This is a genomic window from Roseomonas alba, from assembly GCF_019430885.1.
GTDB classification, from domain to species: domain Bacteria; phylum Pseudomonadota; class Alphaproteobacteria; order Acetobacterales; family Acetobacteraceae; genus Neoroseomonas; species Neoroseomonas alba.
In genome coordinates, this window is record NZ_JAHYBZ010000001.1 from 267,267 (window position 1) to 279,443 (window position 12,177).

At 69.8% G+C, this 12,177-nt stretch carries 14 protein-coding genes; 7 read left to right on the top strand and 7 right to left on the bottom strand.

The window, feature by feature from the left end:
- Positions 1 to 37: 37 nt before the first annotated feature.
- From KPL78_RS01220 to KPL78_RS01235, 4 genes are all read left to right on the top strand, one after another.
- The gene (locus KPL78_RS01220) at positions 38 to 1,012 is read left to right on the top strand and encodes a Bug family tripartite tricarboxylate transporter substrate binding protein (RefSeq protein ID WP_219760821.1); all 975 of its coding nucleotides are present in this window, start codon (positions 38 to 40) and stop codon (positions 1,010 to 1,012) included.
- A gap of 5 nt (positions 1,013 to 1,017) precedes the next feature.
- Positions 1,018 to 1,794, top strand: coding sequence for a 2-keto-4-pentenoate hydratase (locus tag KPL78_RS01225; RefSeq protein ID WP_219760822.1), 777 nt, complete (start codon positions 1,018 to 1,020; stop codon positions 1,792 to 1,794).
- A 61-nt stretch (positions 1,795 to 1,855) separates the two neighbouring features.
- Entirely contained in the window at positions 1,856 to 2,761 is a 906-nt protein-coding gene (locus tag KPL78_RS01230) for a polysaccharide deacetylase family protein (RefSeq protein ID WP_219760823.1), read from the top strand.
- Positions 2,758 to 3,624 carry an HpcH/HpaI aldolase/citrate lyase family protein gene (locus KPL78_RS01235; RefSeq protein ID WP_219760824.1) on the top strand — a complete coding sequence of 289 codons (867 nt, stop codon included), beginning with the start codon at positions 2,758 to 2,760 and terminating at the stop codon, positions 3,622 to 3,624. Before KPL78_RS01230 ends, KPL78_RS01235 begins: the two co-directional genes overlap by 4 nt.
- A 2-nt stretch (positions 3,625 to 3,626) precedes the next feature.
- Here the strand turns inward: KPL78_RS01235 and KPL78_RS01240 are convergent, their stop codons facing one another.
- The gene (locus KPL78_RS01240) at positions 3,627 to 4,394 is read right to left on the bottom strand and encodes an SDR family oxidoreductase (protein WP_219760825.1); all 768 of its coding nucleotides are present in this window, start codon (positions 4,392 to 4,394) and stop codon (positions 3,627 to 3,629) included.
- A 53-nt stretch (positions 4,395 to 4,447) separates the two neighbouring features.
- Between KPL78_RS01240 and KPL78_RS01245 the strand changes: the two genes are divergently transcribed.
- Positions 4,448 to 5,389, top strand: coding sequence for a 2-hydroxyacid dehydrogenase (locus KPL78_RS01245; protein WP_219760826.1), 942 nt, complete (start codon positions 4,448 to 4,450; stop codon positions 5,387 to 5,389).
- Complete coding sequence (locus tag KPL78_RS01250) at positions 5,389 to 6,420, top strand: L-idonate 5-dehydrogenase (RefSeq protein WP_219760827.1); 1,032 nt, start codon at positions 5,389 to 5,391, stop codon at positions 6,418 to 6,420. Before KPL78_RS01245 ends, KPL78_RS01250 begins: the two co-directional genes overlap by 1 nt.
- Positions 6,421 to 6,700: 280 nt before the next feature.
- Here the strand turns inward: KPL78_RS01250 and KPL78_RS01255 are convergent, their stop codons facing one another.
- The 6 genes from KPL78_RS01255 to KPL78_RS01280 all read right to left on the bottom strand — a co-directional run bounded on the left by KPL78_RS01255 (position 6,701) and on the right by KPL78_RS01280 (position 11,524).
- A complete protein-coding gene (locus KPL78_RS01255) occupies positions 6,701 to 7,225 on the bottom strand; it encodes a peroxiredoxin-like family protein (RefSeq protein ID WP_219760828.1) in 525 nt (174 codons plus the stop codon).
- A 7-nt stretch (positions 7,226 to 7,232) separates the two neighbouring features.
- The gene (locus KPL78_RS01260) at positions 7,233 to 7,916 is read right to left on the bottom strand and encodes a glutathione S-transferase family protein (protein WP_219760829.1); all 684 of its coding nucleotides are present in this window, start codon (positions 7,914 to 7,916) and stop codon (positions 7,233 to 7,235) included.
- Positions 7,917 to 7,920: 4 nt separating this feature from the next.
- Positions 7,921 to 8,631: a glutathione binding-like protein gene (locus KPL78_RS01265; RefSeq protein WP_219760830.1), complete on the bottom strand. Its 711-nt coding sequence runs from the start codon at positions 8,629 to 8,631 to the stop codon at positions 7,921 to 7,923.
- A complete protein-coding gene (locus tag KPL78_RS01270) occupies positions 8,628 to 9,179 on the bottom strand; it encodes a TetR/AcrR family transcriptional regulator (RefSeq protein ID WP_255568500.1) in 552 nt (183 codons plus the stop codon). Before KPL78_RS01270 ends, KPL78_RS01265 begins: the two co-directional genes overlap by 4 nt.
- A gap of 117 nt (positions 9,180 to 9,296) precedes the next feature.
- On the bottom strand, positions 9,297 to 10,544 hold the full coding sequence (locus KPL78_RS01275) for a CaiB/BaiF CoA transferase family protein (protein WP_219760831.1): 1,248 nt from the start codon (positions 10,542 to 10,544) through the stop codon (positions 9,297 to 9,299).
- An 8-nt stretch (positions 10,545 to 10,552) separates the two neighbouring features.
- Positions 10,553 to 11,524 (bottom strand): Bug family tripartite tricarboxylate transporter substrate binding protein, encoded by a 972-nt coding sequence (locus tag KPL78_RS01280; protein ID WP_219760832.1) that lies wholly within the window; start codon positions 11,522 to 11,524, stop codon positions 10,553 to 10,555.
- 125 nt (positions 11,525 to 11,649) lie between these two features.
- Between KPL78_RS01280 and KPL78_RS01285 the strand changes: the two genes are divergently transcribed.
- Complete coding sequence (locus KPL78_RS01285) at positions 11,650 to 12,171, top strand: hypothetical protein (RefSeq protein WP_219760833.1); 522 nt, start codon at positions 11,650 to 11,652, stop codon at positions 12,169 to 12,171.
- The last annotated feature ends 6 nt before the right edge of the window (positions 12,172 to 12,177 follow it).

A 12,177-nucleotide genomic window follows, 5' to 3' on the forward strand; every position in this document is an offset into this window, starting at 1 on the left:
GGTAGGGGCGAATGGTCGGGTCCAAGGGAGAGTGACGGTGAACCGTCGGCAGGCATTGGCGCTCGCGGCCGCAACGCTGGCCGCGCCCCGTTTCGCATTCGCGCAGGATGGCTGGCCGAACCGGCCGGTGACGCTGCTGGTGCCCTTCGCAGCGGGCGGATCGAACGACGTGGTGGCGCGCCTGGTCGCCCCCGCCCTGGAACAGAAATTCGGCCAGCCCTTCATCATCGACAACCGCCCGGGCGGTGGCGGATCGCTCGGCATGGGCATGGTGGCGCGGGCGCGGCCGGACGGGCAGACCATGCTGATCTCCTCGGCCTCCAACCACGTCTTCCATCCGCTGGTCTCGGGCGATCTCGGCTATGACCCACGGGAGGCGCTGGTCGGCGTCGGCATGCTGACCGACGTGCCGAATGTGATCGCGGCCAATCCTGCCGTCGGCGTGTCCAACGTCCAGGAACTGATCGCCAAGGTGCGCGCGACGCGCGGCGGCTTCTCCTTCGGTTCCTCGGGCGTCGGGACCTCGAACCACCTGGCGGGCGAGCTGTTCAGGATGCGGACGGAACTCGACCTGACGCATGTGCCCTATCGCGGCGGCGGTCCGGCCCTGACGGATCTCGTCGCCGGCACCATCCCCATCGCCTTCATGAACCTGCCGACCGTGGCACCGGCGGCGTCGGATGGGCGGCTGAAGATCCTCGGGGTCTGCACGGCGCAGCGCGTGTCGATCCGCACCGACCTCCCGACGGTGATGGAACAGGGCGTGCCGGATTTCGCGGTGCGGTCCTGGACCGGGCTCTTCGCGCCGAAGGGCACGCCGGAGGCGATCGTCACCCGCCTCGGCGATGCGGTGCGCGAGGCTTTGGCCTCGCCGCAGATCAACGGGCGGCTGGTCGCCATTGCGAGCGAGCCGATGATCATGACGCCGCAGGAAACCGACGCCTTCGTGAAAAGCGAATACGACCGCTGGGCGCCCGTGGTGCGCGCGGCGGGAATCTCTACGAACGGCTGACCGCCTTGACGCCCGAGGCGCGGCACCGCCTTGCCGACTCCCTCGCGGCCGCGCGCCGCGGGGGACGGCAGATCGCGCCGCCGCCAGAACTGCCGGCCGATGCCGAGGAAGGCTATGCCGTCGGCGCCGACGTCGCAGCCCTGCTCGGCTGGGACCGCCGCGGATGGAAGATCGCGGCCACGACCGCCGAGATGCAGCGTCGCTTGCGCGCGTCCGAACCCATCCGCGGCCCGATCTATGCGCGCTTCGTGACGGCAGCACCCGCCACGCTCGATCATGCGGCGCTGCTTGATCCGATTGTGGAATGCGAGATCGTGCTGCGCCTCGATCATCCGCTGCCGCCGCGCGACGCACCCTGGACGGCCGCCGAGGTCGAAGCCGCGATCGGCGCCGCGCATGGCGGCATCGAAATCGCCGAATGCCGCTATCCGATGGATGCGCTGCCGCCCACGCCCGGCATCCTTGCCGATGGCGCGGGCAATGGCCGCTACGTGCTCGGCCCGGCGATCCCGGATTGGCGGGCGCGCGACCTGGCCGCGCTGCCGGTCTCGCTGGAGGTCGACGCCGTGGTGCGCCGCACCGGCAGCGGCGCCGAGGCCATGGGCCATCCCTTCCACGTCCTGCTCTGGCTGGCCGAGGCGTTGCGCCGACGCGGCGAGGGCCTGGCTGCGGGGGACCTGGTCAGCACCGGCACCTGCACCGGCATGCTGCGACCGGCGCCGGGGCAGCGCCACATCGCGCGCTTCGGCGAGGACTGCGTCGTTCCGCTCGCCTTCGCCTGACCCGCGTTGACCTCCGTCCTTCGCTGACGCAGCGTGCGCGCGACGCATGGAGGGCCGCGCGATGAAACTTCCTGGCCACGGGCGCTACGCCCACAGTGCCATTCCCCAACGACCGACCTATGAATGGCCGAACGGCACGCGCCTCGCGCTCGTCGTGTGCAACAACATCGAGGCCTTCGCCTATCGCGCTGGCATGGGGTCCGACAGCACCGGCGCGCCCGCCGTGCAGAACCAGCGCAACTACGCCTGGCGCGACTACGGCAACCGCGTCGGGCTCTGGAACATGCTCGACATGCTGGACGAGCTGGAGATCCCCGCGGCCCACAACGTGAACGGCGCGGTGCTCGATGCCTGCCCGGAGATCGCCCCGGCGCTGAAGGCGCGCGGCGACGAGTTCATCGGCCATGGCCGCACCAATGCCGAACGCCAGGACATCCTGTGGGAGGAGGATGAGCGCCGCCTCATCGCCGAGAGCCGCGACGCCATCATCCGCCATTCCGGCAGCGCGCCGCAGGGCTGGCTCGGCCCGTACATCGCGCAGTCGGCGGTGACGCTCGACCTGCTGAAGGAGGAAGGCTTCTCCTACGTCATGGACTGGCCGGCCGACGACCAGCCCTTCTGGATGACGACGCGCGCCGGGGCGATGCTCTCCGTGCCCTATTCCATCGAGTTGAACGACAGTCCCGCCCAGGTCTTCCGCCAGCACACCGGCCGCCAGTTCGCCCAGATGATCATCGACCAGTTCGACGAGATGCTGGAGCAGTCGAAGAAGCGGCCCCTGGTCTGCTCGGTCGTGCTGCATCCCTTCATTGTCGGCCAGCCCTTCCGCCTGCGTGCACTGCGCGACGCGCTGCGCCACATCCTGTCGCATCGCGACCGGTTGTGGGTGACGCGGCCGGGCGAGATCGCGCGCTATGCCACCAGCCTGCCGCGCGGCGTGGTGCCGGGGTCGGAGGCACTGGCATGACCCGCTTCCTGCCTCAGTGGCGCTCCCTGCTCTACGTGCCGGCGAGTGCCGAGAAATTCGTCGCCAAGGCGCATGAGCGCGGCGCCGATGCGGTGATCCTCGACCTCGAGGACGGCGTCGCGCCGGACGCCAAGGCGGCCGCGCGGGCCGGGCTGCCGGCCTCGGTGGCGAGCGTGCGGCGCGGCGGCGCCGATGTGCTGGTGCGCATCAACCGCCCGCTGCGCATGACGGTGCAGGACATCGCCGCCGCGGTCTCCGCCGGCGCCGATGCGCTGGTCTGCACCAAGATGATGGGCGCCGACCATGTGCGCATGCTGTCCGAGCTGACGGCGGAATCGGAGGCCGAGGCCGGCCGCCCCATCGGGTCCGTGCGCTTCGTCGCGCTGGTCGAGGATGCGGCGTCCCTGCCTCATGCCCAGGCTATCGCGTCGGCCGATCCGCGTGTGGTGGCACTCGGCATCGGTGGGGAGGATCTCGCGACGGATCTCGGCGCCGAGCCGACGCCCGATGCGCTGGATCTGCCAAAGCGGCTCGGCGTCATCGCCGCGCGCGCGGCGGGGGTGCTGCCGCTCGGCTTCATCGGCACGGTGGCGGGGCTCAAGGATCTCGACGGCTATCGCGCCATGCTGCGGCGGTCGAAGACGATCGGCTTCGCCTGCGCCTCCTGCGTGCATCCCTCCCAGGTGCCGATCATCAACGAGGAATATGGCGCGCGGCCCGAGGAGGTGGAACGCGCGAAACGCCTCGTCGCCGCCTTCGAGGCAGCGTTGGCCGAAGGCAAGGGCGCCGTCGCCTTCGAGGGCGACATGATCGACAAGCCGATCGTCGACCGCGCGCGACGGCTGATCGCCCAGGCGCGGTAGTGTCAGACGACGGCGGTCATGCCGCCGTCGACGAAGACCAGTTGCCCATGGACGAAGTCCGAAGCCGGCGCGGCGAGGAATACCGTCGCGCCGACCAGTTCCTCGACGCGGCCCCAGCGCCCGGCGGGGACGCGCTGGCACAGCCAGTCGGTGAATGCCGGATCATTCACCAGCGCGGATGTGAGCTCCGTGTCGTAGTAGCCCGGCGCCACGCCGTTCACATTCACCCCATGCTTCGCCCATTCGGCACAGAGCGTGCGGGTGAGCATGCGCAGCGCCCCCTTGCTCGACGCATAGGGCGCGATGGTGGGGCGGCCGAGCTCGCTCTGCACCGAACAGATGGTGATGATCTTGCCCCGCTTGCGCGCGACCATGCGCTTGCCTGCCGCCTGGCAGCAGTACCAGACGCCGTCGAGATTGACGCCGAGCACCTTGCGCCAGGTCTCGGGCGGCATTTCGGTCGAGGGCGCGCGGAGATTGATGCCGGCATTGGCGACTAGGATGTCGATGGCGCCGTGCGCGGCCTCGATGCCGGCGATGGCAGCCTCGACGGCATCCGGATCGGTGACGTCGAAGGGGGCGAGTTCCGTCGCGATGTCCTGATCCGCCAGCGCAGCCTGCGCGGCCTTCAGCTTCCCAGCGTCGCGGCCGTTCAGCACCACGCGGGCGCCGGCCTCGGCGAGGCCCTTGGCCAGTGCATAGCCGATGCCCTGGCTGGACCCGGTGACCAGGGCCAGCTTCCCCGTCAGGTCGAACAGCGCACGCGACATGGATGGTCTCCCCCTGGTAGATCGGAAGCAAAGGCTAGGGGGAGGAACCGCGGATGGACAAGCCAGGGCTGCTCGTCGTGGGCGTTCTGCCGGATTGGGACCTAGTCGCGCTCGCCGAGCGCTTCTCGCTGCATCTGCTCTACGAAGCGCCGAACCGCGAGGATTTCCTCGCGCAGCACGGCCCGGCGATCCGTGCCATCGCGACGAAAGGCGAACTCGGCGCCGATGCGGCGATGATGGATGCCTGCCCGCAGGCGAGGATCATCGCCTGCTATGGCGTCGGCGTGGATGCGATCGACCTCGCCGCGGCCAAGGCGCGCGGCATCGCCGTGACCAACACGCCGGATGTGCTGACCGAGGATGTGGCGGACATGGCCTTCGCCCTGCTGCTCGCCACCGCGCGCGCGATCCCGGAAGGCGATGCCTATGTGCGGTCCGGCACCTGGGCGCAGAAGGGGCCGATGCGGCTCGCGACGCGGGTCTGGGGCAAGAAGCTCGGCATCGTCGGGCTGGGGCGGATCGGGCGCGCCATCGCGCGGCGGGCCGAGGGTTTCCGCATGGACATCGCCTATTCCGGCCGGACGAAGAAGGACGTGCCCTATGCCCATTATGCATCGCCGGCCGCCCTGGCGCCGCATGTCGACATCCTGATCGTCTCCGCGGCCGGGGGCGCGGCAACGGCGGGCCTGGTCGATCGCGCGGCGATCGAGGCCTTGCCGCGGGGCGTGATCTTCGTGAACGTCTCGCGCGGGTCCGTGGTGGATGAGGCGGCGCTGATCGAGGCCCTGAAATCCGGGCGCATCGCCGCGGCGGGGCTCGATGTGTTCCACAACGAGCCCTGGATCGATCCGGTGTTCAAGGGTTTCGCGAATGTCGTGCTCTCCCCGCACCAGGCCTCCGGCACGGTGGAGACGCGCAAGGCCATGGGGGCGCTGATGCGCGAGAACCTCGACGCCCACTTCGCCGGGCGTCCGCTGCCGACGCCGGTCGCGTGATGCGCGCCGTCGTCATCCATCCGCCGCACGACCTGCGCGTCGAGGATCGCGCGGTCGCCGAGCCCGGCCCAGGCCAGGTGCGCGTGCGCATCGGCGCGGGCGGCATCTGCGGGTCGGACCTGCACTACTATCAGCATGGCGGTTTCGGCACGGTACGGGTGAAGCACCCGATGGTGCTGGGGCACGAGGTCGCCGGCGTGATCGATGCGCTGGGGCAAGGCGTGTCCGGCCTGGCCGTGGGACAGGCGGTGGCGGTGAATCCCTCGCTGCCCTGCGGCATCTGCCGCTTCTGCCAGGCAGGCGAGCAGCAGCACTGCCTGGACATGCGATTTTACGGCAGCGCGATGCGCGACCCGCATATCGATGGCGGCTTCCGCGAGGCGCTGGTCTGCGAGGCCGCTCAGGCTGTCCCGCTGCCCGATGGCCTGGACGTGACGACAGCGGCATTCGCGGAACCGCTCGCCGTCTGCCTGCATGCGGTGAACCAAGCCGGGCCGCTGCTGGGCAAGCGGGTGCTGGTCACGGGCAGCGGGCCGATCGGGGCGCTGACGGTCGCCGCGGCGCGGTTGGCGGGGGCGCGGGAGATCGTGGCGACGGACTTGACCACCGCGCCCGAAGCGACGGTGCGCGCCATGGGCGCCGACGCTTTCGTCGCGGTCGGGGGCGCGACGGATGCGCTTGCGCCCTTCGTCGCGAACAAGGGCTGGTTCGACATGGCCTTCGAGGCCTCGGGCAGCGCGCCGGCCCTGCTCGGCATTCTGCCGGTGCTGCGGCCGCGCGGGACGATCGTGCAGATCGGGATCGGTGGGGATGTGTCCGTGCCGCTGTCGATGCTGGCCGCGAAGGAAATCACCTGGCGCGGCACCTTCCGCTTCCACGCGGAATTCGTGCTGGCGGTGGAAACGCTCGGTCGGCGCGCGATCGACGTGTCGCCGTTGCTGACGGCATGCTTTCCGGTGGATCGCGCCGCAGAGGCCTTCGCATTGGCGGCGGACAGGGCGCGGGCGATGAAAGTGCAGATCAGCTTCTGAGGGCGTGACAACGGAGGAGGGCTTTGCCCTCCCCCGGACCCCCACCCACCAAAGGCCACAGGGCCTTTGGAAACCGATACCTGGCGTGGGGCAGATGGTTCAGTGCGGGATGGGGAAACTCTTGTCCTGCACGGCGCCCGATCATGCTCCTCGCTGAGCACGAAGCGCCCATCCGATCGCGGCCGGACCGTGCTGCACAGCACCAAGTGACGGTTTCCAAAGGCCCTGTGGCCTTTGGTGGGGGAGGCTTGGAGGGGGCAAAGCCCCCTCCAACAGCGCCTTACGCCGCCAGCGTCCCCCGGATCGGGTAGTTCATCTCCTGGATCCGCTTCGCCCCCCGTGCGATCGCGGCGAGGTCCGGCCGCGAGAAGGGTGCGTTGGAGATATCGACGATCTGCACACGCCCTTCCGGGTTGATCAGGAATAGCCCCGGTTCCGCGAAGGGCCGGTCCGTCTCCTGCGCCGAGCGCGGCGTCGAGACGTAGAGCCCGAGTTCCTGCATCTGCGCGACGGTCAGCCCGTAGCCGACTGGAAAGCGCCAGCCGAATTCGGCGACGTCGGCGGTGGCCTTCTCCTCCGGATCGGCGGAGACGGCCATCACCTGCACGCCGGCCTCGGCGAAGCTGTCGATCAGCCCGTCCAGCGTGGTCAGGTAGGGCTTGCACAGCGGGCAGTGCTTGCCGCGATAGACGACCAGCAGGCGCCAGCCTTCCATTGCCGCGGGTGCGATGGTTCCGCCGCCGAGGCGGGCCACGCTGATGTCGGGGAATACCGCGCCGGCGGCGAGCTTCGTGGCCTGGGTCATGGTGATCTCAGCAGCAGGGAGCGTTGCGGGCCATGCCGCCGGCGAGGTCGAGCATGCGCTCCCGCCAGGCATGAATGGGGTCGTCGGCTTCCAGCACGGCGAGCGGGCTGACCACGCGCGCCCACATGAAGGTCCCGAAGACGATGCAGTCGGCGTAGTCGGGCGCCGCGCCGCCGAGGAAGTCGCGGCCCTTCAGCGCCTGGCGCATCGGCTGCAGGCTGGCGCGATAGGCGGGAAGCTTCACGTCACGATCCGCGGTCACCTCGGCGAGGGGCATGCCGAAGCGCTTCTCGCGGCTCTCCATGAAGTAGGGCAGCTCCTTCTCGCCGAGCAGCGGCGGAATGTCGGAGACGATGAGCCGCGAGATGCCCGCCTGCACCACCGTGTCGTTCCAGGCGGCGACGAACAGATAGGGTTCGGGGTTGCCGTGCAGCAACGACGGCGTCCCGGGATAGGTCGCGTCGAGATATTGCGCGATGGCCCAGGAATCCGGCACGGCGCGATCGCCATCGACCAGCACAGGCACCTTGTCGTGCTGCGCGAAGGCGAGGCGATCGGTCTCGGTGAAGCGCCAGGGCACGCTTTCGAAGGGCAGGCCCTTCAGCGTCAGCGCCATGCGCGATCGCCAGCAGAAGGGGCTGAAGACGCGGACGGGATCCTGGCCGCAGAGTTCGAACAGTTTCAGTCCCATGGTCTCACTCCGCCGCGACGGTCTTGGCCGTCTGGCCGAACAGGATGGAGGAGGAGGCGGCGTTCACCGTCGGCGTGCTGTTTACCTCCTGCGCGCGGGCATAGGCACGCTCGGTCGCCGGGCGCGCGCGGATGGCGTCGAACCAGCGCTTGAGGTGCGGGAAGTGCTCAAGCTTCTGGCCCTGGCGCTCATGCGGCACGATCCAGGGGTAGGTGGCCATGTCGGCGATGGAGTAGTCATCGCCCGCCATGAAGGCGCGATCGGCCAGGCGCTTGTTCAGCACGCCATAGAGCCGGTTGGTCTCGTTGACATAGCGATTGATCGCGTAGGGGATCTTCTCCGGCGCGTATTGGGAGAAGTGGTGGTTCTGCCCGGCCATCGGGCCGAGCCCGCCCATCTGCCAGAACAGCCATTGCAGCACCTCGGCGCGCGCATGGACCTGCGATGCGGGCGCGATGAAGCGGCCGATCTTGTCGGCGAGATACAGCAGGATCGCGCCGCTCTCGAACAGCGACACCGGCGCGGAGCCATCCGCCGGCGCGTGATCGACGATGGCCGGGATACGGTTGTTCGGCGCGATGGCCAGGAAGTCCGGCTTGAACTGATCGCCGGCGGAGATGTTCACCGGGATGATGCGGTAGGGCAGGCCCGCTTCTTCCAGGAACATCGTTACCTTGTGGCCGTTCGGCGTCGTCCAGTAGTGCAGGTCGATCACGACGGGATCTCCGTTGCGGGGGGATCGAGAAGGGTCAGGGCCTGGCGCACGGCACCGCGCAGCAGCGCGGGTTCGGGCCGCGCGCGCGCCAGGACGCGCAGCCCCATCACGGTGGTCAGGAACAGCCGTGCGAGATCGCGCGCGGGATGCCGCCGCGCGATGGTCCCGCTGCGCTGACCGCGCAGGATGCAGCGGCGGAAGAAGGCTTCGAGCTCGCCGAGCCGCGCGGCGACGACCTCGCCGACCTCCTCGTCATGCGGCGCGATTTCGAGCGCGGTGTTGACCAGCAGGCAGCCGCGCCGGTCGGCGAGGGACCGTTCGACGCTCTCGGCCAGGAACGCCTCGATCGCCTCGCGCGGCGGGTTGCTCGCTTCATGCCGCGCGATGCGCTCGCGCATGTTGCGGTCGAGGTAACGGTCGAGGCAGCGCGTGAACAGCGCCCGCTTGTCGCCGAAGGCGTTGTAGAGGCTCGCCGCCCCCAGCCCCATGCAATCGCCGAGGTCGCGCACCGAGGTCGCGGCATAGCCATGCTCCCAGAAGCGGGTCATGGCCGCATCGAGCGCGGCGCTCTCGTCGAAGGCGCGGGGACGGGCCAGGGCAGGGCTCCACAGGTTCTGGATCGAATGATCCAGAACTTAATGGAGCGATCGCTCCAATAGCAAGCCCTATTCGGCGGCTTGCTTCGGCGCGGCCTCCCGCACCACGCCCGCGGCGCGCAGCCGCGCGAGTTCCGCGGTCCCCAGCACCGGGGTCAGGATCTCGTCATTGTGCTCGCCGATGCGCGGGGCGGGGCGGGCCAGGATGCCGGGCGTGCCGGACAGGCGCGGGACGAAGCCATGCATGGGCAGCCAGCCATCGGGCATGTCCTCGTCGGGGACCTCGATCAGCGCCTCGCGCTCGACGGTGTAGCGGTCGCGTTCCAGCATCGCCGTGTCCATGATCGGGCCGATGGTCACGCCGGCCTTGTCGAAGTGATCGAGATTCGCCGCGAGGTCGCGTTCCCCGATCCAGCCGCCGATGATGGCGTCGAGTTCTTCCCAATGCTGCAGCCGGGCGGGGTTGTTCACGAAGCGCGGGTCGGTGATCAGATCCTCCCGCCCGATGGACCGCAGCAGCTTCTCCGTCATGCCCTGCGTCGAGGCCGACAGGCAGACCCAGCCGCCATCCTTGGTGCGATACGCGTTGCGCGGCGAGGTATTGGTGGACCGGCTGCCCGTGCGCGGCTTGCGCTTCTGCGTCAGCCGCCAATTCGCGATCTGCGGTTCCAGCACGCTGAACAGCGGTTCGAACAGCGACACGTCCAGCACCTGGCCGGCGCCTCCCGTTTCCGCATGGCGCAGCGCGATCATCGCGACCGAGGCGCCATACAGCCCCGCATAGGCATCGCCCATGAACATCGGCGGCAGAACCGGCTCGCGATCCTCGAAGCCGTTGATCGCCGCGAAGCCGGAATACCCTTCGACCAGCGTGCCGAAGCCCGGCTTGTGGCTGTAGGGCCCATCCTGCCCCCAGCCGGAGATGCGGACGATCACCAGCTTCGGATTGATGGCGAGCAGCACATCGGGCGCGAGCCCCATCGCCTCCAGCACGCCGGGGCGGAAGGATTCCACGAACATCGCGGCGTCCTTCACCAGCGCCTTCACCGTCGCGATGCCATCGGGCGTCTTCAGGTTGAGACAGACCGACTTCTTGTTGCGGCAGATCGTTTTCCACGAGGTCTCGACGCCGCCGACGCGCCAGGCGCGCAGCGTGTCGCCCTCGGGCGGCTCGACCTTCACCACCTCCGCGCCGTGGTCGGAGAAGACCTTGGTCAGCACGTTCCCGGCGACGAGGCGCGAGAGATCCACCACCCGCACGCCGTCCATGGCGCCGCGCGCAGCGGGGTCGAATTGCTTGCGGTGGATCTCCGGCATGCTGCGCCTCAGTCCAAGTGAATGTCCGCCACCCGCGCCACCTCGCGCCAGCGCGCGATCTCGCTGCGCAGCAGCGCGATGAAGTCCGCGGGCGTGCCGGGGGACGGGCGCGCGCCCTCACCTTGGAACAGCCGCACCATGTCGGGGTCGCGCAGCGCGGCATTCACCTCGGTGTTCAGCTTGTCCACGATCGGCGCCGGCACGTCCTTCGGGCCGAACATGCCCCACCAGATGTCGGTTTCGTAGTTGATGCCGAGATCCTTCACGATGGGCGCCGGCGGCGCGCCTTCGGGTGCGCCGGGCGCGGTGTAGGCGAGCAGCCGCACGCGGTTGTCCCGCACGACGCCCGCTGCGCTCGGCATGGTCGTGATCATGAGCTGCACATGCCCCGCGACGAGATCCGTCACCGCCGGCCCCGTGCCGCGATAGGGCACGTGGTTCATCCGCACGCCCGCGGCCTGGCAGAAGTACTCGGTGACGAAGTGGTTGATGCCGCCGGGCCCCGAGGTCGCGTAGTCGATCGTGCCCGGCCGTTCCTTCGCGATGCGCACCAGGTCCTGCACGCTGCGCGCCGGGAAATCGTTGTTCACGATGACGATGAAGGGCGAGCGCGCGAGCAGCGCGATGGGCGTGAAATTGTCCAGCACCGTCCAGGGCACGCGCTGCGCGATGGAGGTCGTGGCGAAGGAGGAGGAGGAGACCATCAGCGTATAGCCGTCGGCCGGCGACTGCGTCACGGCGGTCGCGCCGATCGCTCCGCCGGCGCCGGCCCGGTTCTCGATGACGACGGGCTGGCCGAGGCGATGCTGCAGCCGCTCGGCGATCGGCCGCGCGACCACGTCGTTCGAACCACCCGGCGGGAAGGGCACGACGATGCGGACGGGCCGGTTCGGCCAGGCGCCCTGTGCGTGCACGGCGGGGCTGGCCAGGGCCATGCCAAGCCCGACGGTGGCCCTTCGGCCTATACGGAAATCGCGCATCGTCATCCTCCCGGCGCTATCGGGCGCAGTGTCCTCCACGCGCGCCCTGTCCGAAAGGGGCCTTGTCGCAGCGCGTCGTTAACCCCGACCTGCGACAAACGCACGGCTGAACAGGAGGACGCCGCGTGAACGGGGATCGGCACCCGGAACGCCCGCTGCGCGAATGGCCGCTCGAGCAACTGGCCGAGCAGGCCACGCTGCACCCGTTGCAGACCGCCGTGCTGACCACCCTGCTGGAGGAAGCATCCCATCGACGTGGCCGGCGCGCCAAGGCGCTGGAAGAGCGGTTGCGCGGAATGCTCGCCGCCTGCGCCGCGATGCCGCCGCCGGCGGAGGGTGAGATCCGACGGCTGCGCGGCACCCTCGCCGCCGCGGCGCAGGAGATCACCGCGCTGCGGGCGCGGATCGCGGCACTGGACGCGGCCCGGACGCCGCTCGACCCGTCCGGGGAGGCGGGAGACCTGCATCGCCGCGTCCATCTGGCGCCCGACGCGCCGGCCTGGCTGGTGGCGGAGGTCCGCCGCGCCTTCCGCCGCCGCTACCACCCGGATGCCGTCGCGGACCGCCAACGCCGGCCGCGTGCCGAGGAGATCTTCAAGCGCGCCGAGGCCTGCTTTGACGCGATCGAGCGACTGCGCGGACCATGACGCGAT

Coding starts and splice junctions, on each gene's coding strand:
- KPL78_RS01230 (WP_219760823.1), top strand. CDS start 1,856: ATGAAACTTCCTGGCCACGGGCGCTACGCCCACAGTGCCATTCCCCAA.
- KPL78_RS01235 (WP_219760824.1), top strand. CDS start 2,758: ATGACCCGCTTCCTGCCTCAGTGGCGCTCCCTGCTCTACGTGCCGGCG.
- KPL78_RS01240 (WP_219760825.1), bottom strand. CDS start 4,394: ATGTCGCGTGCGCTGTTCGACCTGACGGGGAAGCTGGCCCTGGTCACC.
- KPL78_RS01245 (WP_219760826.1), top strand. CDS start 4,448: ATGGACAAGCCAGGGCTGCTCGTCGTGGGCGTTCTGCCGGATTGGGAC.
- KPL78_RS01250 (WP_219760827.1), top strand. CDS start 5,389: ATGCGCGCCGTCGTCATCCATCCGCCGCACGACCTGCGCGTCGAGGAT.
- KPL78_RS01255 (WP_219760828.1), bottom strand. CDS start 7,225: ATGACCCAGGCCACGAAGCTCGCCGCCGGCGCGGTATTCCCCGACATC.
- KPL78_RS01260 (WP_219760829.1), bottom strand. CDS start 7,916: ATGGGACTGAAACTGTTCGAACTCTGCGGCCAGGATCCCGTCCGCGTC.
- KPL78_RS01270 (WP_255568500.1), bottom strand. CDS start 9,179: ATGACCCGCTTCTGGGAGCATGGCTATGCCGCGACCTCGGTGCGCGAC.
- KPL78_RS01275 (WP_219760831.1), bottom strand. CDS start 10,544: ATGCCGGAGATCCACCGCAAGCAATTCGACCCCGCTGCGCGCGGCGCC.
- KPL78_RS01280 (WP_219760832.1), bottom strand. CDS start 11,524: ATGCGCGATTTCCGTATAGGCCGAAGGGCCACCGTCGGGCTTGGCATG.